Here is a 25,312-nt window from a genome sequence, read left to right on the forward strand (position 1 = left end):
CATCCGGTCCGTACACCGGCTCGATGGGCAGTCCCGACTCCGACTCGCGCGCCATGTGCTGTGCCTTCCGATAGACCCTACTCGCAGGTACCGACCCTCGCGACGGACTGTAGCGGTGGGCGTGCGGCCGGTGGAGAGGCGCACGCTGGGACCTTCCTCACAGCATCCTCCGCGGTGCGCAACCAAGCACGCCCGTGATGCATCCCCTAGGGAGTCGAAGTCGATTCGGGGGGCTCTCCATGCACCGTACGTCCGTCATACGCAGAGTGGTGCCGGCCATGGCCGTCGTCGCGCTGGCCGCCACCGGCTGCACGGCCCAGGCCGTGGGCGCCGACGCGCCGTCCGCACCGCCGGCCACCACCGGGACCCCGTCGCCCGCGGCGGACGGCACGAAGCCCTCCGCGACGCCGTCGTCACGGCCGTCGCCGTCGGGGTCCCCGGCCGCCTCCGCCTCCCCGCGGAAGAAGGTGCTGATGGCCGAAGGCACCGAGAACGAGCAGGTCCGCGAGCTCCAGGCGCGACTGCGCCAGGCCGGCCACTTCCACCGCAGCCCCACCTCGTTCTACGGCTCGATGACCGCGAAGGCCGTCTCGTCCTTCCAGCGCAAGCAGAACCTGCCGGTCACCGGCACGGTCGACGAGGCCACCTGGCGATCGCTGGCCGGCGCCACGCGCACGCCGACCGCCGACGAGCTGCGCCCGCCGACCACCAACGAGCTGGACGCGCCGGACGCGCGCTGCATGACCGGACGGGTGCTCTGCATCAGCAAGGAGAGCCGGACCCTGGCGTGGATGATCGACGGCAAGGTCGTCTCGGCCATGGACGTGCGCTTCGGCTCGGTCAACACCCCGACGCGCGAGGGCATCTTCAAGGTCGACCGCAAGGAGCGGACCTGGAAGTCGACCCTGTACCACTCGGACATGCCGTACTCGATGTTCTTCAGCCGGGGCCAGGCGGTGCACTACTCCTCGGACTTCGCGGCGCGCGGCTACAACGGCGGCTCGCACGGCTGCGTCAACGTCCGGGACAGGGAGAAGCTCGCGGCGCTCTTCGACCAGGTGAAGGTCGGCGACAAGGTCGTCGTCCACTGGTAGGCGCTCGCCGGTGGAGAGAGGGCGCGGGCGGGACCGGGGGAACGTGCCCCGCCCGCGCCATATGCGCTGAGCCGTAGGTACGGGGGGAACCCCGGCTCTTGCAGCGCTGCCGATGACCAGTCGGCTCACTCAGTACTGCGTCACGGGGCCGAAAAACGTCACACCCTGCGGGAAGTTTTTTGCAGCGGCAGCAAAAGCGCAGGTCAGACGGCCTGTGCGGGCTGCGGGGCGGCGGTGTCGGCCGGGGCCTCGGCGGCGGCCGGGGCGGGAGTGACGGGCGCGACCGGGCTCCCGGGCCGGGGCATGGCGGCGGGCGAGACGTGCGTACGGCCCTTGCCGCCCTTGCCCCCGCCCGTGCCGCCCTTGCCGGCGCCCGGGTCGGTCCTGCCGGTGCCCGTGCCGCCCTTGCCGCCGGTGCCGCCCGGCTTGCTGCCGGTCTTGCTGCCGTCGGGGCCTCGGTCGCTGTCGTCCCCGGCACCGCCCGAGGCGTCGCCGTCCTCACCGCCGGAGCCGCCCGAACCACCGGAGCCGCCCGTACGGCCCGTACTGCCGCCGGAGAGCGTGCCCCCGCTGCGCGTACCGGCGCCGAGCAGCTTGTCGCAGAACGTGGTGACGGTGTCCCCCTTGGCCGACAGCTCCAGGTGGCGGCGCCCGTCGGTGCCGAGCCGGCCCTCGCGATGGTCGCGGCATGCCTGCACGGTACGGGTGTACCAGCTCCCGGTGCCGGATCCGGCGTCCGGGCCGCCGGTGCCGGAGTCACCGGTGCCGGTGCCGCCGGTTCCCCCGGAAACGTTGTCGTCGCCCTGCCCGGGGCCGCCCGGCACCGTCGCGCCCGGGGCCGACGGCGTGGGCGACACGGGGCCGGTGGGCGGCAGGCTCCCCGGGCCGGACGGTGCGTCGGGGCCGGCCGACCCCGTGCCGTCCGCAGGCTCTCCGGAGCGCAGCGGACCCGGCGTGGCGGCGGAGGACGACGCGGGCAGCGGCCGCCGGTCGTCGCCCAGGACGGGCAGGACGCCGGTGCTGGCGGCGACCGCCACACCGCCGGCGGCGAGCCCGGCGACCGACGCGGCAAGGCCCCAGCGGACGGGCCGCGCCCAGCGGCCGCGCAGCTGCTTGCGGGGCCGCCCGGACCGGAGCCGCACGGCCCCGAGGTCCGCGCCCGAGGACGCGGAGGAGGCGCCGGCGGCTCGCGCCTCCGAGGTCTCCCTGGCCTCACGGGCCGCACGGAAGGCGGCGAGCGCCGCCTCCTCCCCGGGCACCGGCGAGGTGGCCGGCAGCCCGGCCCGTACCGCTTCCAGCGCTTCGGTCAGTCTGCGGGCCTGTTCGCGCGCGCGAACGTCGACAGGGTCGACCGGTTCGCCACGCAGCAGTCGCTCCGCCGCATCCTGGTCGAGCCACTCGTCCCGCTCGTCGGCCATCACATGTCCTTCTGCGTCCGCGAGCGCCAATGCGTCACACCCGTTCGCGCCACGGAACCCCTGCGGGGCCCGGGTTGTGGCGGTACGGCACCCAGGGGTGCCCCGGGTTCTCCGGCGCCGGGCGGGGAGACTTCCGGACCCAGCAGCTCCGCGAGCCGCTTCAGTCCCCGGTGCGCCGCGGTGCGTACGGCGCCGGGGCGTTTGCCGAGCGTCTTCGCGGCGGTCTTGGCGTCCAGGCCGACGACGACGCGCAGGATGACGGCTTCGGCCTGGTCCTGGGGGAGCTGCGAGATCAGATCCATGGTGCGGCCGGTGGCCAGGGCTTCCATCGCCTCGACCGCGGTGTCGGACTCGGCCGGCTTGTCGGTGAGCTCCGTCTCGTCCCCGCCGACGGCGGGGCGCCTGCCCCGCATGCGGAGGTGGTCGAGCGCGCGGTTGCGGGCGATGCGTGCCGCCCAGCCGCGGAAGCGGTCGGCGTCCCCGCCGAACCGGTCGAGGTCGCGCGCTATCTGCAGCCAGGACTCGGACGCCACATCCTCCGCGTCCGCGTCACCGACCAGCGTGCGTATGTAGCCGAGCAACCGCGGATGCACGGCGCGGTACACAGTCCGGAAGGCGTCTTCGTCCCCGTCCTGTGCCGCGAGCACCGCGGCGGTCAGCTCCGCGTCGTCCCCCAGCACTCCCACAACCTGTTCGTCATCGCGGCTGGTCACCCTTGCCGCTCCGCCCAGCGCGCAGCAGCACGCTACGTGGTCCTGCGGCTTCACGTCCATGTCTTGTACAACTTGCAACGTTCCGCTGACGAACCGGGGTGTGACAGAAAACGCACGCGCGGCGCTGATAGGAGTACGGGGCCGTACCGCGGACCCGTGGACGGCGACCGGGGCCTCTCCTGTGGGGGGTGGCGGCCCCGGTCGTCCTCCTGAGATCACGGTCGTCCCTCCCCGCCGGCCGGCTGTCCGCCGGTGTCGTCGCGGCCGCTGTCGCCGCCCTTCCCGCCTCCGCCGTCCCGTCCGGCGCCTCCGGCGTCCTCCCCGGTCCTCCCGGTCGCGGCCCCGGTCCCGGTACCGCTGTCTCCCGTGCCGGTTCCGCCGTCCGCGCCGCCGTCCCCGGCCTTCCTGGCGGGCCTGGGCGGGGTGCCCTGGCCCCCGTCGTCCCCGGACCCGTCCCCGTCCCCGGCCCGTTCCCGGCGGGTGTCGCCGGGCCCCGGCTTCCCCGGCCTTGCGGTGGGTGCCGGCCCGGACGGCCGCCGCTCGCCCTCCGCGTGCGGAGTGCCGGGGGTCGTGTGCGCCGGGGTGGACGCCGGTGCCGTCCCGGGCACCGCGCCGCCGCCGTCACCACCGCCGAACGGCGAGTCGATCGCCCCGGTCTGCCCGGCCACCGCGACCCCGCCCAGCAGCACCGTCGCCGCCAGCCCCAGGGCGGTCGCCCGCGCCGACCGGCGGCGCCGCTGCTCGCGGCCGGGCCGCCAGTCGTCGCGCCGCCGGGTCCTGCGTCCCGCGTGCGCGCCCTCGTCGCGCGCCGCGCGGAAGGCGGCCAGCACGCGCTCCTCGCCTCGCGGGTCGACGGCGCCGTCGCCCCGCACGGCGGCCGCCAGCAGTGCCGCCGCCGGCCCGCGCGGTCCGTCCGTGTCCCGTCTCATGGTGTTGCTCCGCCCTGCGCCAGTCGCCCGGCGAGTTTCTTCAGACCTCGGTACGCGGCGGTGCGCACCGCTCCCTGCCGCTTGCCCAGGACCCGCGCGGTCGCGGGTCCGTCCAGCCCCACGACGACCCGCAGCAGCACCGCCTCGGCCTGCTCGCGCGGCAGCCCGCGGATCAGTTCGAGCGCCTGCCCGGTCGACAGGGACTCCAGCGCCGCGGCGGCCGTGTCCTGACCGCCGGGCACCTCCAGTACGTCCTGCTCGATGAGGGTGGTGGGCGGACTGCGCCTCTGCTTGCGCAGGTGATCCAGTGCCCGGTGCCGGGCGATGGTCGCCGTCCAGCCGCGGAAGCCGGCCCCGTCGCCCCGGAACCGCCCGAGGTCGCGGGCGATCTCCAGCCAGGCGTCGGCGGCCACGTCCTCGGCGTCGTCGCCGACGAGCCCGCGCACGTACCCGAGCAGCCCGGGATGGACCAGGCGGTACGCGCGCGCGAACGCCTGCTCGTCGCCCTGCTGGGCGCGCTCGACGGCAGCGCCGAGTTCCGCGTCGTACGCCCCCACACTTCCCTCTTCGTGCCGGTTGCTTCCCCCCTTCCTAGCTCTGCGTCCGGCCGCCCGGAAGTGTCACAGCGGCCACCCTGCGCCCTGCGCGGCCGTGCAGCAGCAGGTAGAACCGCTGCACGGATTCCTCGGGGCCGGCCTCGAAGCGGTTCGCCACCTTGCCCAGCGGGTTCCAGGCCCGCCCGTCGGGCATCCGGATGCCGACCGGCTGCCCGAACCAGGCGCGCTGCTCCTCGTCGAAGTCGATCCAGCGCGCCCCCGCGCGCCGCACGACGACTTCGCCGGTGTACGCGCCGAGCCCTCGCAGAATCGTTTCGACCCGTGCTCTGTCCGGCTGTTCGCGGCGCAGCCCGTCGACCACGAGGTCGACCAGCCGCAGACTGGCCACCGTGTAGTCGAGCGGCAGCCGGTTCCGCTCGGTGAGCGTCGCCACGAAGCGGGTCACCCAGGGGCGCAGGTCCCGCGCCTCGGGCAGTGTGCTGAAGTCCCCATCCATGTGAAACCAAGCGACGCGCGAGCCGGCAGTGTCACGCGGGACGGGCGTGGCGGTTGTCATAGCGCGACGTCCCGGATCCCGTACAACCCTGCGGCGGTCCGGGTGTCAGCCCCGCATGACGCCACCGGATCCGGCCGGACGAGGACCCGCTGGACCACATCGGGTTCGCACCGGCCGGCGCGGCGTCCGCCGCCGGCGCCGGGGACCGAGCCGCCCGCGACAGGCCGCCGACGACGGCGCCCGTGGGCTGCGGTCAGGCGCCGGCGCCCGGCCGGTCGTCGTCCCGTACGGGTTCCGCCCACGCGGCGTAGCCCAGCACCGGCGCGCCCTCCGCCAGGTCCAGACGGGCTCTGGGGCCGTAGTGGACGCGGTACGCCAGGCCCTCGACGGTGACGAGCCCGCACTCCGTACCGCCGTCGCGGGGCTCCCGGAAGCCGGTGCTCTCCGCCACCTCCCACCCGGCCGCGCGGGCGAGGTAGAGCCACTCCTGGTACGCCTCTTCGTTCCCGCCCGCGTCCGGCTCGGTGTCGCCGACCCTGGCGAGGATCTGCACCGGATCCACACGCCGCCCCGCAGTCATCGCCGACCTCCTTGCGCGCCGTCACCGACCGGTGGGGAGTCCCCCTACCAGCATGGCCCGGCGCGGCACCGTCACGCGCTGCGGGCGCGGCGGGAGACGACGGCCCGCAGGACCCGCCGCCCCTCGGCGGTGATGTCCCGGGTCAGCCGCAGGCCGCCCGCACCGCCGGCCGCCAGCACCTCCAGGATCCGGATCTGGCGGCGCAGTTCGCCGTCGACCAGGGGCCCGGCGCCGTCCGGATCACCCGCGCGGCAGCGCTCCGGGGTCCCCGAGGAGCCGGGCTCCAGCCGCTGGTGGAGCGCGAGCGCGGTGAGCGAGCAGGCGTCGGCCCACCGGGCGAGCGGTTCCCGCGCCCAGACCCGCGGCGCGTCGCCGAGCATCCTCCGGACGAGCGCCCCCTCGTCGTCCGCCGGCTCCCCGTCCCGTGCCACGGTGTCCTGCGCCTCGGCGAGCCGCCCGGCCCAGCCGTCCTCGCCGCGGGCGACCGCCGCCCACAGGGCGCGCAGGACCTCGTCGGCGGGCGCGGGGTCGAGGAGGGGCAGGCAGCGGTCGAGACAGGCCAGCGCGGAGGCGGCCAGTCCGCGTTCATCGGCGTGCTCGATCAGTTCCACCAGGCTCTGGCTCATGGGGGTCTCCCGTCGCGGACGCGCTCCTTCTCCCTTACTGCGCCGACCAGCGGGAATTCGTCACCCCGGTGTCCGGAGACATCACCTCGGCGACGGGCGCACACCTCGCCACGACTCCATGACCCCTGAGCCGCGGCGCGGGGCCCGCATGCCCCCCGGGCTCACGCCCCGGCCGGCACGGCCGGGGCCGGCCCCCTGAGGGCCTTGGCGTCCTGCATCGCCGTCAGACGGCGTACGAAGAGGGCGGCGAAGAGCGCGGCCACCATGTCGAGGACCGCCGCGACCATCAGCGCCACGCAGGCCGCCCGCACGGACGCGGGGTCCACACCGTCCAGGAACTTCCGGGTCACGGCGTCGTCGTACGCGGACCACGCCAGGTAGTCCGTCACCGAGGCCGCGAGCCACAGCAGCCACCACACCTTCACCACGGTGGGCCGCTCCCCCTTCCCGGCCCGGCGGTCGGGGTCGCGCCTGCTCGCGTGCCAGCTCTGGTGCGCGATCCGGCACGGGATGACGGCGTTGGCGACGGGTATGAACCACGCCCCGATCGCCCAGCCCGGCCCGCTGCCGAAGTGCTCGGGCGCGAAGACGCCCGCGTTCACGCGGACCCGGTGGAACCAGACGATGAAGACCACGGCTGTGGCGAGGAAGAGGCACGCCCCGAGGACGGCGACCGCGCTCGTCAGCGGATCGTCGGCCACATCGCTCCCGGACGCCGGCGCACCCTTCCGTTCCCGCTCGCCCATCAGGCGGTACAAGGAGTAGTGGCCGTAGATCATGGCGCAGTCGACGGCCGCCACCGCGGCGAGCAGCACGACCACCGCCTTGCTCAGGCCGACGGGTGAACGGAGCACGGACACGAGGACCCCCCGGGGTGACGGATCGCGGACGGCCCGTCCCACAGGCCGTCATGTACACGGCCAGGTTCGGCCGTCCGCGCACCGTACCCCAGGGGCCTCAGCCCAGCTTGCCCGCCAGGTTCCTGAACGCGTCCCAGGTCAGGGGCGGGCGGTCGGCGTCCCAGAGCTTCTGGGCCGTCGCGCGCAGCGGCATGCGGATGCCGGACGCCACCTGCTCCTGGGTCTGGGCGTTGGCGCGGTCGCACCACACCGCGAAGCTGCCGCCGAGGATCTGCCCCGAGTACCGCTGCGGGACCGGCGACGTGCCGCGGACGACGAGCGGCGTCCACTCCTGGTAGATGCGGCGCCCCGTGGGATACGTGAACCGGTTCGGCTCACCGAGCACGTAATAGAGGTACTCGTCGTTGTAGTTGATCAGCCGGCGGCCCTCGCGGAGGTACTCGACCGGCGGCCGCGCGCCGATCTCCCGGCCCGTCCAGTACGCCACGTCGATGTCCTTGGCGGGGGTGACCACACCGCCGCGGAAGAAGCCGTCGTTCCACGCGCGCATCCGCTTGCCGGTCGGCCGCACCACCGCCGCCCGGGCGTTGAGCCAGCCGGTGGCGAGGTCCTGCACCCGCGCCCGGGGGCCGTACGCGCGGCGCGCCGCCGCCGCCAGGCCCGGGTAGGTCGCCTCCGGGTCGCGCGACATCAGCGCCACGTACTCGTCGGCGCCCAGATGCCAGTACGCGCCCGGGAAGAGCGCCACGTACTCGCGCAGCAGGTCGTCGACGATCCGCGCGGCGGCCGGGTTCGCGATGTCGATCGCACCGCGCGGGGCGGAGCCGCCGGCGCTGCGCAGCTGGAGGCCGGGGTGCGCGGCGATCACCGCGCCCAGGTGCCCGGGCGAGTCGATCTCGGGGACGACCTGGATGTGGAGGCTGCGGGCCAGCGCCACGATGCGCCGCACCTCGGCCTTGGTGAGGTGCTCGCGCGCCACCACCTCGGGGTGCGAGGTGGACTCGATGCGGAAGGCCTGGTCGTCGGAGAAGTGCAGCCCCAGCTGGTTCAGCTTGAGGTCGGCCATCTCGCGCAGCCGTGCCTCGATCCACCCGGCGGTGAAGTGCTTGCGGGCGATGTCGACCATGAGTCCGCGCTGCGGCCGGGCCGGCCGGTCGCGGATCACCCCTTCGGGCACGATGCCGCCGGAACGCAGTGCCTGCTTCAGGGTCCGGGTGCCGTAGAAGACCCCCGCCTCGTCGGGCCCGGATATCCGTACCCGGCCGTCGCGGGCGACCAGGGTGTACGACTCGGCGCCGCCGCTCTGCCCGGTCCGCAGCGCCAGCTCGACGTCGCCGGGGCGGGCGGCGCTCTCCCCGCGGTAGCCGGCCTTGAGCTCGCGGGCCAGGAGACGGGCCTCGTCGGCCAGGACACCGCTGCCCTTGGCGAGGACGACCGCGCTGCCGGTGCCGGGCTTCCAGCCGGGGCCGCGTCCGGGTTCGTGCTCGCGTACGGAGGGGATGGTGCGCGGCTCGGAGGAGAGCGGGTAGCTCCGGGTCGGGGTGGGCGTCGGGGACGGGGCCCGGGGCTGCGTGGGGACGGTGGTGCCGGGCTGGGCCCGGGTCGCGCCCGCGGTGGCGGAACCGCGTCCGTCACCGTCCGTGCACCCCGACGCGGCGAGGGACAGCGCCACCACCGCGACCAGACCCGCTGTCGAACGCCTTGCATGCCGTATCACGCCGCTCACGCGACCACCTCCGTCGCATTTCCGTCCAGGACCTGTACTGAAACTCTCCCGTCCGGGTGAAGTTCCCGCATCTCACGAACAGCTCACGCTCACCCTGTGTAACCTTGTGTCGCTTCCCTCACAGGTTTCCCACACTTTCCCGCTGTCTGTTCGAGGAGCCCACGATGGCCGGCGAACCCACCGCAGGCGCCCCGGAACGACCGTCCGCCATACCCGGCACCCGCCTCCTGACGCACGTCCCCGGGGGGCCGGCCCCCGACGTACGCGGCGTGCGGGACGTCCGTCCCCGCGACCTGCGGCTGCGCGAGGCCCGCGCCCCGGAAGGGCGCACCCCCGCGGGGCTCGCCCGGTTCAACACCGCCCCGCGCGACGCGGCCGAGACCGCGCTGCTCGCCTGCTGCGGCAGCCGCCGCTGGGGACGCCGCATCGCCGCCCACCGCCCCTACCCCACGCTGGACGCCCTGCTCGCGGCCGCCGACGAAGCGGGCTACGACCTCTCCGCCGCCGACCTTGCCGAGGCGCTGGCCGACGAAGCCCCGCCCGTGCTGCCGCCCGGCACGCCCGCCGCCGCGCGCACCGCCCTGGAGGCCGCGCACGCGGCGTACCGGGGCCGCTTCGGACACGCCTTCGTGATCTGCCTCGACGGATACCGGCGCGAGGAGCACGTCGACCAGGTGCTGTCCGGGATCCGCTGCCGCCTGAACCACGAGCCGGACGAGGAGCGGGCGGTCTCCGCCGATGAACTGAGGCGCCTCGTCCGGGCGAGATTGTCCCGCCTCGTCATGGATTCCGGGCACCCGGATAGCCCATTCGTGCTCGTTTGATTGCCTGTTTGATCACACTGGCGTACCCCGGGCGAGCGAACCGACAAGTCGTCGCTACGATGACCAGGGCCGGTGGACCGTACCCGGCCGGGCCAGACCGACACTGAAGCCGGCCGGCCCCAATCCCGCTCCCGGAGGGTTTTTCCGTGCCGGCTGGAACGCTGTACCGCGGCCGGGAAGGCATGTGGTCGTGGGTGGCTCATCGAGTCACCGGCGTCCTCATCTTCTTCTTCCTGTTCGTACACGTACTGGACACCGCTCTCGTCCGCGTCTCGCCCGAGGCCTACGACGACGTCGTCGCCACGTACAAGACGCCGCTCGTCGCGCTGCTGGAGTACGGCCTCGTCGCGGCCATCCTCTTCCACGCGCTCAATGGTCTCCGTGTGATCGCCGTGGACTTCTGGTCCAAGGGACCCCGCTACCAGAAGCAGATGCTCTGGACCGTGATGGCCCTCTGGATCGTGCTGATGGCGGGCGCCATCTACCCCGTCCTCGGCCACGCCGCACGTGAACTGTTCGGGAGCTGACGCCAGACATGTCCACTGACACCACTTCCGCGGTCGGTCCCGTCGAGGGCGTGAGCCTCTACGACGTGGACAACCCCGCCCCGCTCATCGAACCGCCGCGCAAGCGGACCGCGAAGACCCCGAAGTCGACCCGCGGCAACTTCGAGATGGCCGCGTGGCTCTTCATGCGCCTGTCCGGCGTCGTCCTCGTCGTCCTGGTCATCGGCCACCTGCTGATCCAGCTCGTGCTGGACGGCGGCGTCTCCAAGATCGGCTTCGCCTTCGTGGCCGGCCGCTGGGCGTCCCCGTTCTGGCAGGTCTGGGACCTGCTGATGCTGTGGCTGGCCATGCTGCACGGCGCGAACGGCCTGCGTACCGTCATCAACGACTACGCCGAACGCCCGAACACGCGCCTGTGGCTCAAGGGCCTGCTGTACACCGCCACGGTGTTCACCATCCTTCTGGGCACGCTGGTGATCTTCACCTTCGACCCGAACATCCGCTAGGCACGGGGCTGAGGAAATCCGCATGAAGATCCACAAGTACGACACCGTCATCGTCGGCGCCGGCGGCGCGGGCATGCGCGCCGCCATCGAGGCGACGAAGCGCAGCCGTACCGCCGTGCTGACCAAGCTCTACCCCACCCGCTCCCACACGGGCGCCGCGCAGGGCGGCATGGCCGCCGCGCTGGCGAACGTGGAGGAGGACAACTGGGAGTGGCACACCTTCGACACGGTCAAGGGCGGTGACTACCTGGTCGACCAGGACGCCGCCGAGATCCTGGCGAAGGAGGCCATCGACGCCGTCCTCGACCTGGAGAAGATGGGCCTGCCGTTCAACCGGACCCCGGACGGCACCATCGACCAGCGCCGCTTCGGCGGCCACTCCCGCAACCACGGCGAGGCGCCGGTCCGCCGGTCCTGCTACGCCGCGGACCGCACCGGTCACATGATCCTCCAGACGCTGTACCAGAACTGCGTCAAGGAGGGCGTGGAGTTCTTCAACGAGTTCTACGTCCTGGACCAGCTGATCACCGAGGTCGACGGCGTCAAGAAGTCCGCCGGTGTGGTCGCCTACGAGCTGGCCACCGGCGAGATCCACGTCTTCCAGGCGAAGGCCGTGATCTACGCGTCCGGCGGCACCGGCAAGTTCTTCAAGGTGACCTCCAACGCGCACACCCTGACCGGTGACGGCCAGGCCGCCTGCTACCGGCGCGGTCTGCCGCTGGAGGACATGGAGTTCTTCCAGTTCCACCCGACGGGCATCTGGCGCATGGGCATCCTGCTCACGGAGGGCGCCCGCGGTGAGGGCGGCATCCTGCGCAACAAGGACGGCGAGCGCTTCATGGAGAAGTACGCGCCCGTCATGAAGGACCTGGCGTCGCGTGACGTCGTCTCGCGCTCCATCTACACGGAGATCCGCGAGGGCCGCGGCTGCGGCCCCGAGGGCGACCACGTCTACCTGGACCTGACCCACCTGCCGCCGGAGCAGCTGGACGCCAAGCTCCCGGACATCACCGAGTTCGCCCGTACGTACCTCGGCATCGAGCCGTACACGGACCCGATCCCGATCCAGCCGACCGCGCACTACGCCATGGGCGGCATCCCGACCAATGTCGAGGGTGAGGTCCTGGCGGACAACACCACCGTCGTGCCGGGCCTGTACGCCGCCGGCGAGGTGGCCTGCGTGTCGGTGCACGGCGCCAACCGCCTGGGCACCAACTCGCTGCTGGACATCAACGTCTTCGGCAAGCGCGCCGGTATCGCGGCCGCCGAGTACTCGGCGAAGGCCGACTACGTCGAGCTGCCCGAGAACCCGGCCTCCTTCGTCCAGGAGCAGGTCGAGCGCCTGCGCAACTCCACCGGCAGCGAGCGGGTCTCCGTGCTGCGCAAGGAGCTGCAGGAGACGATGGACGCCAACGTGATGGTGTTCCGCACCGAGCAGACGATCAAGACGGCGGTCGAGAAGATCGCGGAGCTGCGCGAGCGGTACAAGAACGTCGCCATCCAGGACAAGGGCAAGCGGTTCAACACGGACCTGCTGGAAGCCATCGAGCTGGGCAACCTGCTCGACCTCGCCGAGGTCATGGCCGTCTCCGCCCTGGCCCGCAAGGAGTCCCGCGGCGGTCACTACCGCGAGGACTACCCCAACCGCGACGACGTCAACTTCATGCGCCACACCATGGCGTACCGCGAGGTCGGCGACGACGGCACCGAGACCGTCCGCCTCGACTACAAGCCGGTCGTCCAGACCCGCTACCAGCCGATGGAGCGTAAGTACTGATGGCTACCCCCGTCATGGACAAGGCCGAGGCGGTGGCCAAGGCCGCCTCGCCGTACATCACGGTCACCTTCCGGATCCGCCGCTTCAACCCCGAGGTCTCCGACGAGGCCCAGTGGCAGGACTTCCGGATCGAGATCGACCCGAAGGAGCGCGTGCTCGACGGTCTCCACAAGATCAAGTGGGACCTCGACGGCTCGCTCACCTTCCGGCGCTCCTGCGCGCACGGCATCTGCGGCTCCGACGCGATGCGGATCAACGGCAAGAACAGGCTCGCCTGCAAGACGCTGATCAAGGACATCAACCCGGAGAAGCCCATCACGATCGAGGCCATCAAGGGCCTGACCGTCCTCAAGGACCTGGTCGTGGACATGGAGCCGTTCTTCCAGGCGTACCGCGACGTGATGCCCTTCCTCATCACCAAGGGCAACGAGCCGACGCGTGAGCGGATCCAGTCCGCGGAGGACCGCGAGCGGTTCGACGACACCACCAAGTGCATCCTGTGCGCCGCGTGCACGTCGTCCTGCCCGGTGTTCTGGAACGACGGCCAGTACTTCGGTCCGGCCGCCATCGTCAACGCGCACCGCTTCATCTTCGACTCGCGCGACGAGGCCGGGGAGCAGCGGCTGGAGATCCTCAACGACAAGGACGGCGTGTGGCGCTGCCGCACCACGTTCAACTGCACGGAGGCGTGCCCGCGCGGCATCGAGATCACCAAGGCGATCCAGGAAGTGAAGCGCGCGCTGATCACGCGTCGCTACTGATCGTCCGACACGCTCCGGGGAAGGCCCGTTTCTGTACGCTCAGCCGTACAGGAACGGGCCTTCGCCGATGCCGGCAGGCGGCAACCGAGGACGGGTGGAGATGAGCGAGCCGAATCCGTACGCGGACGGGGAGTACACGTGGGGTCCGCCGCCTCCGGGGACCGGGTACGGCTTCCCGGGGAACGGGTACGGGCAGCCGGGCGCCGGGTACGGGCAGCCGGGCGCGGTGCCGGGTCACGGCCAGCCGCAGCGGTTCCCGGTCGTGCCGGCGGGGGGTGCCCCGGGGGTCCCACTGCTCTCCCTGGGTGACATCACCGTGTTGTCGGACTCCATCGTGACGCCGGCCGGTCCCCTGCCGCTCAAGGGTGCGGTGTGGAACGCCACCGACATGTCGCGCACGGAGGAGAGGATCCCGCAGCACGCGATCGTGCTGGCGGTCGTCTTCGCGGTCTTCTGCCTGCTGGGCCTGCTGTTCCTGCTGATGAAGGAGCGTCACACCGTCGGCTTCATCCAGGTGACGGTGACCAGCGGCGGCCGCCACCACTCCACGCTGATCCCGGCCACGGGGCCCGAGTCCTTCCACGTGGTGATGGGGCAGATCAACTACGCGCGGTCGCTGAGCCTGTGACGGCGTCCTTCGTACCGGTGGTTTGGCCGAACTCCGCATAGACCGATTAGGTGCCTCGGGCATGTAGTGGAGATCGGCGATTCCCTTCGCGGACCGATCCCCAGCTTGCGAGGCCACCATGACGGAAGCCGTCGCGTTCCCCCAGGACCGCGCCTGCCCCTACCATCCCCCCACCGGCTACGAGCCGCTGCGCGAGCAGCGGCCGCTCTCCCGCGTCACGCTGTACGACGGCCGCTCGGCATGGGTCGTCACCGGACACGCCGTCGCCCGGCAGCTCCTGACCGACCAGAGGCTGTCCACCGACTTCACCCATGAGGCTTTCCCCTTCCCCTCCCAGCGGTTCGCCACCGTGCGCCAGCGCCGCAAGCCCGCCCTGCTCGGCTACGACGACCCGGAGCACAACGTCCAGCGGCGGATGCTGATCCCGAGCTTCTCCCTCAAGCGCACGGTCGACCTGCGGCCGCGCATCCAGCAGACCGTGGATGAACTGCTCGACGCGATGGTCGAGCAGGGGCCGCCGGCCGAACTGGTCTCCGCGTTCGCGCTGCCGGTGCCGTCCATAGTGATCTGCGAGCTCCTCGGCGTGCCGTACGCGGACCACGACTTCTTCGAGGCGCAGTCGCGCCGGATCCTGCGGGGCCCGACGGGCGAGGACGCCGACGACGCCCGCCGCCAGCTGGAGGGCTACCTCGGCGATCTGGTCGACCGGAAACGCGACAAGCCCGGGACGGGCGTGCTCGACGACCTGGTCGCCCAGCAGCTCGCGCAGGGGCACCTGGACCGGGACGGACTGGTGCAGCTCGCCACCGTCCTGCTCGTCGCCGGCCACGAGACCACGGCGAACATGATCTCGCTGGGCACCTTCACGCTGCTCCGGCACCCGGAGCGGCTGGCAGAACTGAAGGCCGATCCGTCGCTGATGCCGGCCGCCGTGGAGGAGCTGCTGCGGTTCCTGTCGATCGCGGACGGGATGCTGCGCCTGGCGACGGACGACATCGAGATCGCGGGCGTCACCATCCGGGCGAACGAGGGCGTGGTCTTCTCGACCTCCGTCATCAACCGGGACACGGCCGCGTACGCCGAACCGGACACGCTCGACTGGCACCGCCCGGCCCGGCACCACGTGGCGTTCGGGTTCGGCATCCACCAGTGCCTGGGGCAGAACCTGGCCCGGGCGGAGATGGAGATCGCGCTGCGGACGCTGTTCGGGCGGCTGCCGGGGCTGCGGCTGGCGGTTCCGGCCGAGGAGATCCCCTTCAAGCCGGGCGACACGATCCAGGGGATGCTGGAACTCCCCGTGACGTGGTGAGTTGATGTCCGGTATGCGAATCTCCATCGACCATGACGTCTGCATCGGTGCGGGGCAGTGCGCCCTGACGGCGCCGGGCGTCTTCACCCAGGACGACGACGGCTTCGGGGCGCTGGTGCCCGGACGGGAGGACGGCGGCGGCGAGCCGCTGGTACGGGAGGCCGCGCGCGGCTGTCCGGTGCGGGCGATCGAAGTCGCCGACTGACGGAGCGCGCCCGCCGGGGCGGTCCGGGACCTCGGTCCCGGACCGCCCTTTCGCATGCCGTCGCGGACACCCACCCCGACTTGAACGCGTTCAGACAGAGGTCTAGAGTCATGACCAACAGCTTTTGAACGCGTTCAAGGGAGGGTGGGGCATGGACCTCACTGTCATCGCGTATGTCGTCTACCTGCTGATCAGCGTGGCGCTCACGGTCTGGGTAGCCCGCACGCTGAGCCGGAACGGACGGATCTTCCTCGCCGACGTACTGCACGGCAACGAGAAGCTCGCCGAGGCCGTCAACCACCTGCTGGTGGTCGGCTTCTACCTGGTCAACTTCGGCTTCGTCGCCCTGTACCTGAGCCAGGACGAGGCCGTGCGCGACGCCCGGCAGCTCTTCGAGGCGCTGTCGGTGAAGCTCGGGGTCGTCCTGCTCGTGCTGGGTGCGATGCACCTGGCCAACGTCTACGTGCTCAACAAGATCCGGCGGCGCGGGACCATGGAGCGCGAGCAGGTGCCGCCGGTGCCGCCGCAGGGGTGGACCGGCCAGGGCGGCAACGGCCCCTGGGCCGCGCCCGTGCGGGGGGCGTGAGCGAGCCATGGGCACCCCGGGGGTGCGAACGCCCGTGAAGCGGCTGACCGTGCTGTACGACGCGCAGTGCCCGCTCTGCGTCCACCTGCGGCACTGGCTGCTGCGCCAGCCCCAGCTGGTCCCGCTGGACCTGGTGCCCGCGGGCTCGGAGGAGGCCCGGCGCAGGTTCCCCGGGCTGGACCACCGGGCGACGCTGGAGGAGATCACCGTCATCGGTGACGCCGGCCAGATCTACCGCTCCACCGCGGCCTGGATCGTCTGCCTGTGGGCGCTCGCCGAGCACCGGCCCAAGGCCCACTGGCTCGCCACCCCGGCCGGCCTGCCGTTCGCCCGGGTCACGGTCCTCGCGGCCGCCAAGTGGCGGGCGGCGACGGGAACGGGGGCACCGGACCCGGGCTGCCGGGACGGCGGGTGCGAGGTACCGGCCGGGACGCCCCGAACGCCCGGCTAGGCTCGGACACCGTGACGGAAGAGAAGGACCAGAGGGACGAGACCGACGTGACGGCAAGGACGCCGAGGAAGGCGAAGGCGGCCGGGGCGGCCGGGACCGCGCCGGCCGCCGGGGGCGCGAAGGGCTCCAAGGCCCCCCGCAGCGAGCAGACCCGCACCCTCATCCTCGAGACCGCGCTCCGGCTGTTCCAGGAGCGCGGCTTCGACCGGACGACGATGCGCGCCATCGCCCAGGAGGCGGGCGTCTCCGTCGGCAACGCGTACTACTACTTCTCTTCCAAGGAACACCTCGTCCAGGGCTTCTACGACCGGCTGGCCGCCGAGCACGAGGTGGCCGTGCAGCCGGTCCTCACCGGCGACAAGGACCTCGCCGTCCGCATCCGCGACTCCCTGCTGACCTGGCTGGACGTCGCGGAGCCGTACCACCGCTTCGCGACCCAGTTCTTCAAGAACGCCGCCGACCCCGAGAGCCCGCTCAGCCCCTTCTCGGCGGAGTCCGTCGCCGCGCGCGAGGCCGCGATCTCGATCCACCGGCGGGTCCTGTCCGGCTCGGACACCAGGACCGCGCCGGAACTGGCCGACATGCTGCCCCATCTGATGTGGCTGATGCAGATGGGCCTGGTGCTGTTCTGGGTGTACGACCGGACGGAGGGCACCGAGCGCAGCCGCCGCCTCGTCGAGCGCACCGCCCCCATCGCCGCGCGCGCCATCGCCCTCTCCCGCTTCCGGGTGCTGCGGCCGATGGTGCGCCAGGTGCACGAGGTCCTGGAGGAGTTCCTCCCCGGCCGCCTCTGAGGGTCGCCTCCCCGTGCCCTGTGCGCTCTACGCGCTCTTCGCCGCGAGCTCGACGACCGTGATGTCCGAGGGCGCGCCCACCCGGACGGGCGGGCCCCAGGCGCCGGCTCCGCGCGACACGTAGAGCTGGGTGTCCCCGTACCGCTCCAGACCGGCGACGGTGGGGTTGGCGAGGTCGGCGAGGAAGTTCCCGGGCCAGAGCTGTCCGCCGTGGGTGTGGCCGGACAGCTGGAGGTCCACCCCGTGGCGAACGGCGTCGTGGATGACGACCGGCTGGTGGGCGAGGAGCACGGCGGCCCGGGTGCGGTCCCGGTCCCCGAGGGCGGCGGCGAAGTCGGGGCCGTCGCCGTGGGCGGCGCCCGCGACGTCGTTGACCCCGGCGAGATCGAAGCCGGACAGCTCGACCCGCTCGTTGGGCAGCGGGCGCAGGCCCAGCTCGCGGACATGGTCCACCCACTGCTCGGCGCCGGAGAAGTACTCGTGGTTGCCGGTGACGAAGAAGGCGCCGTCGCGGGCGCGCAGCCGGGCCAGCGGCTCGGCGGCCGGGCCCAGGTCCTCGACGCTGCCGTCGACCATGTCCCCGACGACCGCGACGAGGTCGGGCTGGGTGGCGTTGATCGTGTCGACGATCCGCTGCGTGTGGGCGCGTCCGAGGATGGGGCCGAGGTGGATGTCGCTCACCACCGCGATGCGGTAGCCGTGGACGCGCCGTCCCAGCTTGGCGAGCGGCACCGTCACCCGCTTGACGCGCGGGCCGCGCAGGACGCCGTACGTGCCGTACCCGACGGTGGCGAGGGCGGCACCGGCCGCCGCGCCGCCGACGACCCGCGCGACGAAGAGCCGTCTGCCGAGCTCCCCGCCCCGCTCCCCCGGCACCGGAGCCGGACCGGCGGTCGGCGCCGCAGCGTCGGCCCCGTCGGCCGGAGCGGCAGCGGCGTGGCCCGCGGGCGGCGCCGGAGCCGCGGGCGCGGGCGGCACGGTCGCCGGGTGCGGCTCCTCCACGGCGGCCCGGTCCCGCGGCGGCGCGGCCACCGGGGTCCCGGCGGCGGCGCGCCGCTCCAGCCGGCGCAGCAGCAGCGGGCGTACGGCCTCCCCCACCAGCAGCGCCAGCACCACGTACAGCAGCACCGCCAGCCACAGGAACCCCGGCCAGGCCAGCGCGCTCTGGAGCCAGAAGGGCGCGCCCGCCCGGCCCGCGGTCAGCGCGCCCAGCGAGAGCAGCGGCAGCACGACGGCGGCCGCCGTGCCCGCCCGTCGCGCCGGGCTTCCGGGCACGGTCACATCGCGCACCAGGCGCCGCCACACGTACCGGTGGACGACGCCCAGCAGCCCGAGGACCAGGACGAGCAGCAGCAGGACGAGCACGGCAAACCCCCTATGCGTCGCGTGAGCCGCGCCGCACCGCGCGCACGCCACGCAACCCGATGACCCCGACGACCGTCCCCAGAACAAAGGACGTCAGGGCGAGCAACAGATGGACCCAGAAGTACGCCGTCGGGTCACCCGCGTCGTCGAAGGCGAGACCGCTCGCGTCGTTCCAGAGATTCTTGATGAAAGTGACCCAGATGACCCAGCTCCACACCCCGAAGGCGAGCAGGAACCAGGAGGCGGAGCGGCTGAGCTTCATGGAGCAAGTATCACCGCCGTCGGCGGCGTGTCGTGCCCCGGGTCGGGTGTGGGTGGTGACACCAAACATGGGCGGTCCCTGTACGTTCTCGATCGTGTCTGCTCTGAAAAAGACCGCATTGACGGTCACAGCCGCCGCGCTGCTGCCTGCCCTCACCGCCGCCCCCGCGTCCGCGGCCCCGAAGGACGACACGCAGCCGAAACCGCCCGCCCTGATGTCCACGGTCGGCGGCAAGGCACTCGGACGGCCCGGCACCCAGGTGAACCTGGCGCCCGGTGTGCCGGTCCTGCCGAAGGAGGTGACGGGCCGCTCGTGGATCGTCGCGGACGCCGAGACCGGGGACGTGCTGGCCTCGCACAACGCGCACTGGCGGCTGCCGCCGGCCTCCACCCTGAAGATGCTCTTCGCGGACACGCTGCTGCCCAGGCTCCCCCGGACGCAGACCCACCTGGTCACCCAGAAGGACCTGGCGAAGGTCGGGGAGGGCTCCAGTCTGGTCGGGGTGAAGGAGAAGCAGAGCTACACCGTCCACGACCTGTGGCTGGGCGTCTTCCTGCGCTCCGGCAACGACGCCGTGCACGTACTGTCCGAGATCAACGGCGGCATCAAGAAGACCGTCAAGGAGATGAACGACCGGGCCGACGAGCTGCAGGCGCTGGACACCCACGTCGTCTCGCCCGACGGCTACGACGCCGAGGGCCAGGTCTCCTCCGCGTACGACCTCACGCTCATCGCCCGCAGCGGCATGCAGAACAAGGACTTCCGGGAATACTGCTCGACGCCCCGGGCCAAGTTCCCCGGCGAGCTGAAGCCCGGCAAGAAGCGCGAGGTGTTCGAGATCCAGAACACCAACCGGCTGCTGACCGGTGACTACGGCATCACACCGTACAAGGGCATCGCGGGCGTGAAGAACGGCAGTACGACGCACGCCGGTGCGACCTTCACGGGTGTCGCCGAACGCAACGGCAAGGTGCTCCTGGTGACGGTGATGAACCCGTCGGCGAAGGAGAGCCACGCCGTCTACAAGGAGGCCGCGCGGCTGCTGGACTGGGGCTTCTCCGCGGCGGGGAAGGTCCGGCCGGTCGGTGAGCTGGTGCCGCCGAAGTCCGCGCGCACGGGCACGGACACGACGAAGCAGATCGAGACGGGCAACGGCGAGGCGACCAAGGCGCCCGTCGCCGCCTCGCAGGCCGGCGGCGGCGACGGCGTGGGGATCGCGCTGGCGGTGGCCGGCGGGGTGCTGGTGCTGCTGGCGGGCGCGGTGTACCTGGTCAACCGGCGCTGGCCGCTGCCCGATCTGGTACGCCGCCGCCGTCCGGGGCCGGAGGACGCCTAGAGCTCGTCGCCGTCCACGCGGCGCAGAACAGCAGCAGCTTGGCGGTGAAGTTGATCCACAGCAGCAGCGCGACCGGCACGCCGAAGGCGCCGTACATCGACTTCGTCGCCACGCTGCTCATGTAGCCGCCGAGCAGCAGCTTCAGCGCCTCGAAGCCGACCGCGCCGATCAGCCCCGCGACGACGAGGCGGCGGCGCGGCGGCTGGACGCCCGGCAGCAGCGACAGCAGGTACAGCAGGATCAGGAAGTCGGCGAGGACGGCGACCGCGAGGGCGCCGGTCTGCAGGAGCACCCCACCGGCGCCGGTCCCGTGGATGCCGAGCCGCTCGGCGGTCCAGCCGACGGCGGTGGAGCCGAGGGCCGAGGCGGCGAGCGAGGCCAGCCCGGTCAGGCCGAGGCCGCCGAGGACGACGGCGTCCTTGCCCTTGCGGACGAAGGGGTTCTCCTCCTCGGTGTCGTCGCAGCTCCAGACGGCGCGCAGGCAGTCGCGCATGGAGCCGACCCAGTTGATGCCGGTGAACAGCAGGACGGCGCCGGCGACCAGCCCGACCGTGCCGGCGTTGGCGATCAGGGAGTCGAGGTCGAGCTGGTCGGAGATGCCGGGCACCTGCTCGGCCAGGCGCTGCTCGATGCTGCGCAGTTGCGCGTCGCTGAGGAGCGCGGCGCCGACGGCGGCGGCGACGGCGATCAGCGGGAAGAGCGCGACGAAGCTCGTGAAGGTGATCGCGGCGGCCAGCCGCGTCCAGTGGACGTGGTCGAGGGTCTCGTACGAACGCCAGGCGTGCGTGCGCATCAGCCGCGCGGCCCAGGGGCCGATGAGGGGGAGCTTGGTCAGCCAGTCCATGGGGCCCGTCTACCCCCTGGCGGCGAAGACCAGGGTCCTCGTCCCCCAGAAACGCAGGCAGGTGGCGAGGACCATGCCGACGCCCAGCCCGGAGACGGTGTCCGCGAGCGGGGACGTGAGCCCGAGGCCGTAGTGCGACACACCGAGGCAGGCCGCCTGGACGGCGGCGCCGGCGAGGTTCACGCCGAAGAAGACCCCGTATTCGCGCAGGCGGACGCGCCGGCGGCGGTAGGTGCCGAGGGCGTTGCCGAGGTAGGCGACGGTGCAGCCGGCGAGGAAGGACAGGCCCTTGGCGGGAAGCGGGTCGAGACCCGGTCTCAGGAGCAGGAACAGGGCGAGGTCCGCGGCGTACGCGACACCTCCCACGCCCAGGAAGCCCAGGAGTTCGCGCTTCCTCACAGGCCGGCGACCGCCATCCCGTACATCGCCGTCCACACGGCCCCGATGACCGCGAGGGGCCGGTCGCGCAGCACCACGTCCTCGGGGGCGCCCGCGGCGCCGCGGTCGGCGAAGACGGCGTAGCGCAGGACGGCGAGGATGAAGGCGATCATGGAGAGCTGCCGCCAGGTGCCGGTGTGCTCCAGGGCCCAGAGGCAGTAGCCGAGGACGGCGACGCCGGCGGCGAGCTGCCAGACGAAGCGGAGGTAGCCGGTCGTGTACTCGGTCAGCAGAAGGCGGGTCTCGCCCTTGCGGCCCGCCATCTGCACGGCCTCCGAGTAGCGCTTGGCGGAGACCATGAAGAGCGCGCCGAAGCCGGTGGTGATGAGGAACCAGCGGGAGAGCGGGATGCCGAGCGCCACTCCGCCGATCATCGCGCGCATCACGAAACCGGTCGTGACCACCGCGAGGTCGACGACGAGGACGTGCTTGAGGCGCAGGCAGTACGCCAGTTGCATGGCGAGGTACGCGGCGAGGAGCGCGGCCGTCATGGGCGTGCACAGCACGGCGCCCGCCACGACCGCGCCGGACGCCAGGACGGCCCCCGTCCCGTACGCGACCGGCACCGGCACCTCGCCGGCGGCGACGGGCCGGCGGCACTTGACCGGGTGCGCGCGGTCGGCGTCGGCGTCGCGGGCGTCGTTGATCAGGTAGACGGCCGAGGCGGCGGCCGTGAACAGCAGGAACACGACACCGAGCTGGAGCGCCGTGTGCCGCGACACGAGTTCCCCGGCGGCGGCCGGCGCGGCGACCACGAGCACGTTCTTGACCCACTGCCGCGGACGGGCGGCCCGCAGCACCCCGAAGCCCACGCCCCGCCCCGCCCCGCGCGGCGGGGCCTCCACCACCGCGACCCCGCGCTCACCCACGTGACCACACCCCGGGGGCCCGGCCGCGCAGGAGCGGGCGGGCGGGAACGTCACGCATCGCCCATCGCGCGCCGGTCGTCGCCGTCGCCGCGCCCAGCAGCGCGCCGGCGACGACGTCCGTCGGGTAGTGGACACCCACCACCAGACGGGAGACGCACATCGCGGCCGCCACGGGAGCGGCCAGCCGGCGGGCACCGGGGCTCAGGGCGCCGAAGAGCAGGGCCGCGGCGGTCGCCGAGGTGGCGTGGGAGCTGGGGAAGGAGTGGCGCCCCGCGGTCCGCACGAGCGCGGCGCCGCCGTCCGGCCGGGGCCGGCGCACCAGCCGCTTCACCCCCATGCTCACCGCGTGCGCCGCACCGGTCAGCGCGGTGGCCCGCAGCCACGCCCGGCGCCGCTCCCGGTCGGCCGCGGCGCCCGCGAGGCCCGCCACGAGCCAGAGCGCGCCGTGCTCGCCGCTCAACGACAGCGCCCGCGCGGCCGCCGCCGTCGCCGGACTGCGGTGTCCGCAGTCGCGTGCGGCGGCCAGCAGGCGGTGGTCGACGTGTCGCATCCGCCACCCCTTCCCTCGACGCACCTCCGGGTGCGTCCACCGACCGCGACTCTCGCCCGCCGCCCGCCGTGCCGCACGGCAATCTTTCATGACACTCGTTTAATCACCCATTTCGGCGAGTCAGCCCAGAAAACCGCCAAAGGCGACTTTTACGGCTATACCGTCACCCCCATGCCCACCGAGCCCCTCACCGGCTGGGGCCGCACCGCCCCCACCGTCGCCCGTGTCGTCCGCCCCCGCACCCACGAGGAGGCGGCCGCCGCCGTCCGGGCCTGCGGCGCCCGCGGGAGCATCGCCCGCGGCCTCGGCCGGGCCTACGGCGACGCGGCGCAGAACGCCGGCGGCGCCGTCCTCGACATGACCGCCCTCGACCGCATCCGCTCCGTCGACGCCGAGGCGGGCGTCGTGGTCTGCGACGCCGGCGTCAGCCTGCACCGCCTGATGGAGGTCCTGCTCCCGCTGGGCTGGTTCGTCCCGGTCACCCCCGGCACCCGGTACGTCACCGTCGGCGGAGCCGTCGCCGCCGACATCCACGGCAAGAACCACCACGTCTCCGGTTCCTTCAGCCGCCACGTCCGCGGCCTGGAACTCCTCACCGCCGACGGCACGGTCCGCACCGTCCCGCCCGGCACCGACCTCTTCGACGCCACCGCGGGCGGCATGGGCCTCACCGGCGTGATCCTCTCCGCCACGGTCCGGCTCCTGCCCGTCGAGACGTCCCTGATGTCCGTCGACACCGAACGCGCCCGCGACCTCGACGACCTGATGGCGCGTCTGACCGCCACCGACCACCGCTACCGCTACTCCGTCGCCTGGATCGACCTGCTCGCGCGCGGCGCCGCGACCGGCCGCGCCGTCCTCACCCGCGGCGACCACGCCCCGTACGACGCCCTCCCGGCCGCCGCCCGGCGCCGTCCGCCGGGCTTCCGCACCGGCCGGCTGCCCCCGGCTCCCGGCCTCGTACCGGACGGCCTGCTCAACCGCTCCACCGTCCGCGCCTTCAACGAGCTCTGGTACCGCAAGGCCCCCCGCCGCCGCAGCACCGGCCGCCTGCAGCGGATCCCGGCGTTCTTCCACCCCCTGGACGGCGTCCCGCACTGGAACCGCGTCTACGGCCGCGCCGGCTTCGTCCAGTACCAGTTCGTCGTCCCGTACGGGCAGGAGGACGCGCTGCGCCGCGTCGTGCGGCGCATCTCGCGACGCGGCTGCCCCTCCTTCCTCGCCGTGCTCAAGCGCTTCGGCGCGGCCGACCCGGGCTGGCTGTCGTTCCCCATGCCGGGCTGGACGCTGGCGCTGGACATCCCGGCCGGGCTGCCGGGCCTCGGGCCCTTCCTGGACGAGCTCGACGACGAGGTGGCGGCGGCGGGCGGCCGGGTCTACCTCGCCAAGGACTCCCGGCTCCGCCCGGACACCCTGCGGACCATGTACCCCCGCCTCCCCGACTTCCTGGCCCTGCGCGCGCAGCTGGACCCGCGCGCGGTCTTCACCTCGGACCTCGCCCGCCGCCTCGCGTTGTAGGAGCACACCGTCATGAAGGACGCCTTCGGCAGCCCGCAGTCCCTCCTCGTCCTGGGCGGCACGTCCGCCATCGGGCTGGCCACCGCCCGCCGCCTGATCGCCCGCCGCACCCGTACGGTGTGGCTCGCCGGGCGCCCCTCGCCCGCCCTGGACGCGGCCGCCGCGTCCCTGCGGGAGCTCGGCGCCGACGCCCGCACCGTGGCGTTCGACGCGCTCGACACCGCCGCGCACGAGGAGGTCCTCGGCAAGGTGTTCGCCGAGGGCGACCTCGACATGGTGCTGCTGGCGTTCGGCGTGCTGGGCGACCAGGTCCACGACGAAGCCACCCCGCCCGCCGCCGTCCAGGTCGCCCGGACGAACTACACCGGGGCCGTCTCGGCGGGCCTGACCTGCGCGAACGCACTGCGCGCGCAGGGCCACGGCTCCCTGGTGGTGCTGTCCTCCGTGGCCGCCGAGCGGGCCCGTCGCGCCAATTTCGTGTATGGCTCCAGCAAGGCCGGGCTCGACGCCTTCGCCCAGGGCCTGGGTGACGCCCTGCACGGCACGGGCGTGCACGTCATGGTGGTCAGGCCCGGCTTCGTCCGGACGAGGATGACGGCGGGACGCGAGGAGCCTCCGCTCGCCACGACCCCCGAGGCCGTGGCGCACGCGATCGAGCACGGCCTGCGGCGCCGGTCGGAGACCATCTGGGTGCCGGGCGCCCTGCGTCCGGTGATGTCCGTCCTGCGGCACCTGCCGCGCCCGCTGTTCCGCCGCCTGCCGCTGTGACGCCCCGCGGCGCGGC

29 protein-coding genes and 1 pseudogene are annotated in these 25,312 nt (G+C 73.1%); 15 read left to right on the forward strand and 15 right to left on the reverse strand.

From position 1 onward, the window contains the following. The first annotated feature begins 239 nt into the window (after window positions 1-239). Window positions 240-1,094, forward strand: coding sequence for a L,D-transpeptidase family protein (locus IH00_RS0100005; protein ID WP_234334710.1), 855 nt, complete (start codon window positions 240-242; stop codon window positions 1,092-1,094). 203 nt (window positions 1,095-1,297) lie between these two features. Here the strand turns inward: IH00_RS0100005 and IH00_RS0100010 are convergent, their stop codons facing one another. From IH00_RS0100010 to IH00_RS0100050, 9 genes are all read right to left on the reverse strand, one after another. Continuing rightward, window positions 1,298-2,512 carry a hypothetical protein gene (locus IH00_RS0100010; protein WP_031068072.1) on the reverse strand — a complete coding sequence of 405 codons (1,215 nt, stop codon included), beginning with the start codon at window positions 2,510-2,512 and terminating at the stop codon, window positions 1,298-1,300. Beyond that, on the reverse strand, window positions 2,512-3,192 hold the full coding sequence (locus IH00_RS0100015) for an RNA polymerase sigma factor (protein WP_031068075.1): 681 nt from the start codon (window positions 3,190-3,192) through the stop codon (window positions 2,512-2,514). Before IH00_RS0100015 ends, IH00_RS0100010 begins: the two co-directional genes overlap by 1 nt. Before the next feature lie 248 nt (window positions 3,193-3,440). Next, a complete protein-coding gene (locus tag IH00_RS0100020; RefSeq protein ID WP_052411083.1) occupies window positions 3,441-4,154 on the reverse strand; it encodes a hypothetical protein in 714 nt (237 codons plus the stop codon). Beyond that, a complete protein-coding gene (locus tag IH00_RS0100025) occupies window positions 4,151-4,711 on the reverse strand; it encodes an RNA polymerase sigma factor (protein ID WP_031068080.1) in 561 nt (186 codons plus the stop codon). Before IH00_RS0100025 ends, IH00_RS0100020 begins: the two co-directional genes overlap by 4 nt. 34 nt (window positions 4,712-4,745) lie before the next feature. Continuing rightward, complete coding sequence (locus IH00_RS0100030) at window positions 4,746-5,207, reverse strand: hypothetical protein (protein WP_031068081.1); 462 nt, start codon at window positions 5,205-5,207, stop codon at window positions 4,746-4,748. 253 nt (window positions 5,208-5,460) lie between these two features. Further along, the gene (locus IH00_RS0100035) at window positions 5,461-5,787 is read right to left on the reverse strand and encodes a hypothetical protein (RefSeq protein WP_158827587.1); all 327 of its coding nucleotides are present in this window, start codon (window positions 5,785-5,787) and stop codon (window positions 5,461-5,463) included. Between the two features lie 71 nt (window positions 5,788-5,858). Next, complete coding sequence (locus IH00_RS41525; RefSeq protein ID WP_031068085.1) at window positions 5,859-6,413, reverse strand: hypothetical protein; 555 nt, start codon at window positions 6,411-6,413, stop codon at window positions 5,859-5,861. Between the two features lie 161 nt (window positions 6,414-6,574). Continuing rightward, window positions 6,575-7,267 (reverse strand): DUF4328 domain-containing protein, encoded by a 693-nt coding sequence (locus IH00_RS0100045; RefSeq protein ID WP_158827589.1) that lies wholly within the window; start codon window positions 7,265-7,267, stop codon window positions 6,575-6,577. A 103-nt stretch (window positions 7,268-7,370) separates the two neighbouring features. Continuing rightward, entirely contained in the window at window positions 7,371-8,999 is a 1,629-nt protein-coding gene (locus tag IH00_RS0100050) for a beta-N-acetylhexosaminidase (RefSeq protein WP_420710841.1), read from the reverse strand. A 164-nt stretch (window positions 9,000-9,163) separates the two neighbouring features. Here IH00_RS0100050 and IH00_RS0100055 point away from each other — a divergent pair, with 164 nt between their 5' ends. From IH00_RS0100055 to IH00_RS0100105, 11 genes are all read left to right on the forward strand, one after another. Further along, on the forward strand, window positions 9,164-9,823 hold the full coding sequence (locus tag IH00_RS0100055; RefSeq protein ID WP_078887469.1) for a 2-oxo-4-hydroxy-4-carboxy-5-ureidoimidazoline decarboxylase: 660 nt from the start codon (window positions 9,164-9,166) through the stop codon (window positions 9,821-9,823). Between the two features lie 146 nt (window positions 9,824-9,969). After that, the gene (gene sdhC, locus IH00_RS0100060; protein ID WP_031068093.1) at window positions 9,970-10,350 is read left to right on the forward strand and encodes a succinate dehydrogenase, cytochrome b556 subunit; all 381 of its coding nucleotides are present in this window, start codon (window positions 9,970-9,972) and stop codon (window positions 10,348-10,350) included. Window positions 10,351-10,358: 8 nt separating this feature from the next. Further along, entirely contained in the window at window positions 10,359-10,835 is a 477-nt protein-coding gene (locus IH00_RS0100065; RefSeq protein ID WP_031068095.1) for a succinate dehydrogenase hydrophobic membrane anchor subunit, read from the forward strand. A gap of 22 nt (window positions 10,836-10,857) precedes the next feature. Next, entirely contained in the window at window positions 10,858-12,612 is a 1,755-nt protein-coding gene (gene sdhA, locus IH00_RS0100070; RefSeq protein WP_031068097.1) for a succinate dehydrogenase flavoprotein subunit, read from the forward strand. Then, window positions 12,612-13,373, forward strand: a complete 762-nt coding sequence (locus IH00_RS0100075) for a succinate dehydrogenase iron-sulfur subunit (protein ID WP_031068099.1) — start codon at window positions 12,612-12,614, stop codon at window positions 13,371-13,373. The genes sdhA and IH00_RS0100075 overlap by 1 nt, the downstream gene beginning before the upstream one ends. Before the next feature lie 100 nt (window positions 13,374-13,473). Beyond that, window positions 13,474-14,001, forward strand: coding sequence for a hypothetical protein (locus IH00_RS0100080; RefSeq protein ID WP_031068101.1), 528 nt, complete (start codon window positions 13,474-13,476; stop codon window positions 13,999-14,001). A gap of 118 nt (window positions 14,002-14,119) precedes the next feature. Beyond that, window positions 14,120-15,310 (forward strand): cytochrome P450, encoded by a 1,191-nt coding sequence (locus IH00_RS0100085; RefSeq protein ID WP_031068103.1) that lies wholly within the window; start codon window positions 14,120-14,122, stop codon window positions 15,308-15,310. A gap of 13 nt (window positions 15,311-15,323) precedes the next feature. Further along, the gene (locus IH00_RS0100090; RefSeq protein WP_031068106.1) at window positions 15,324-15,515 is read left to right on the forward strand and encodes a ferredoxin; all 192 of its coding nucleotides are present in this window, start codon (window positions 15,324-15,326) and stop codon (window positions 15,513-15,515) included. A 151-nt stretch (window positions 15,516-15,666) separates the two neighbouring features. Continuing rightward, window positions 15,667-16,101 carry a hypothetical protein gene (locus IH00_RS0100095; RefSeq protein WP_031068108.1) on the forward strand — a complete coding sequence of 145 codons (435 nt, stop codon included), beginning with the start codon at window positions 15,667-15,669 and terminating at the stop codon, window positions 16,099-16,101. Between the two features lie 7 nt (window positions 16,102-16,108). Further along, window positions 16,109-16,552, forward strand: coding sequence for a thiol-disulfide oxidoreductase DCC family protein (locus IH00_RS0100100; RefSeq protein ID WP_031068110.1), 444 nt, complete (start codon window positions 16,109-16,111; stop codon window positions 16,550-16,552). A gap of 161 nt (window positions 16,553-16,713) precedes the next feature. Continuing rightward, window positions 16,714-17,346: a TetR/AcrR family transcriptional regulator gene (locus tag IH00_RS0100105; protein ID WP_234334716.1), complete on the forward strand. Its 633-nt coding sequence runs from the start codon at window positions 16,714-16,716 to the stop codon at window positions 17,344-17,346. A gap of 27 nt (window positions 17,347-17,373) precedes the next feature. Here the strand turns inward: IH00_RS0100105 and IH00_RS0100110 are convergent, their stop codons facing one another. Together IH00_RS0100110 and IH00_RS43715 are read right to left on the reverse strand one after the other, a co-directional pair. Next, complete coding sequence (locus IH00_RS0100110) at window positions 17,374-18,711, reverse strand: metallophosphoesterase (RefSeq protein WP_031068114.1); 1,338 nt, start codon at window positions 18,709-18,711, stop codon at window positions 17,374-17,376. A 10-nt stretch (window positions 18,712-18,721) separates the two neighbouring features. Continuing rightward, entirely contained in the window at window positions 18,722-18,973 is a 252-nt protein-coding gene (locus tag IH00_RS43715; protein ID WP_031068116.1) for an SCO4848 family membrane protein, read from the reverse strand. Between the two features lie 94 nt (window positions 18,974-19,067). Here IH00_RS43715 and IH00_RS0100120 point away from each other — a divergent pair, with 94 nt between their 5' ends. After that, window positions 19,068-20,309 (forward strand): D-alanyl-D-alanine carboxypeptidase family protein, encoded by a 1,242-nt coding sequence (locus IH00_RS0100120; RefSeq protein ID WP_324615762.1) that lies wholly within the window; start codon window positions 19,068-19,070, stop codon window positions 20,307-20,309. On the opposite strand, the gene IH00_RS0100125 is transcribed toward IH00_RS0100120, so the two are convergent. From IH00_RS0100125 to IH00_RS0100140, 4 genes and pseudogenes are all read right to left on the reverse strand, one after another. After that, window positions 20,245-21,153 carry a YihY/virulence factor BrkB family protein gene (locus IH00_RS0100125; protein ID WP_031068122.1) on the reverse strand — a complete coding sequence of 303 codons (909 nt, stop codon included), beginning with the start codon at window positions 21,151-21,153 and terminating at the stop codon, window positions 20,245-20,247. The two genes, IH00_RS0100120 and IH00_RS0100125, sit on opposite strands and share 65 nt — an antisense overlap. Further along, window positions 21,141-21,588: pseudogene (locus tag IH00_RS0100130) on the reverse strand (GtrA family protein). Before IH00_RS0100130 ends, IH00_RS0100125 begins: the two are co-directional and overlap by 13 nt. Continuing rightward, window positions 21,549-22,460 carry a decaprenyl-phosphate phosphoribosyltransferase gene (locus tag IH00_RS0100135; protein WP_031068126.1) on the reverse strand — a complete coding sequence of 304 codons (912 nt, stop codon included), beginning with the start codon at window positions 22,458-22,460 and terminating at the stop codon, window positions 21,549-21,551. The pseudogene IH00_RS0100130 and the gene IH00_RS0100135 overlap by 40 nt, the downstream one beginning before the upstream one ends. Next, window positions 22,453-23,010, reverse strand: coding sequence for a phosphatase PAP2 family protein (locus IH00_RS0100140; protein ID WP_052411086.1), 558 nt, complete (start codon window positions 23,008-23,010; stop codon window positions 22,453-22,455). The genes IH00_RS0100135 and IH00_RS0100140 overlap by 8 nt, the downstream gene beginning before the upstream one ends. 171 nt (window positions 23,011-23,181) lie before the next feature. Here IH00_RS0100140 and IH00_RS0100145 point away from each other — a divergent pair, with 171 nt between their 5' ends. Next, window positions 23,182-24,528 (forward strand): decaprenylphosphoryl-beta-D-ribose oxidase, encoded by a 1,347-nt coding sequence (locus tag IH00_RS0100145; protein ID WP_031068130.1) that lies wholly within the window; start codon window positions 23,182-23,184, stop codon window positions 24,526-24,528. A gap of 12 nt (window positions 24,529-24,540) precedes the next feature. Continuing rightward, a complete protein-coding gene (locus IH00_RS0100150) occupies window positions 24,541-25,296 on the forward strand; it encodes a decaprenylphospho-beta-D-erythro-pentofuranosid-2-ulose 2-reductase (RefSeq protein WP_031068132.1) in 756 nt (251 codons plus the stop codon). Window positions 25,297-25,312 lie beyond the last annotated feature (16 nt).

It is taken from the genome of Streptomyces sp. NRRL S-118, from assembly GCF_000716335.1.
GTDB lineage: Bacteria > Actinomycetota > Actinomycetes > Streptomycetales > Streptomycetaceae > Streptomyces.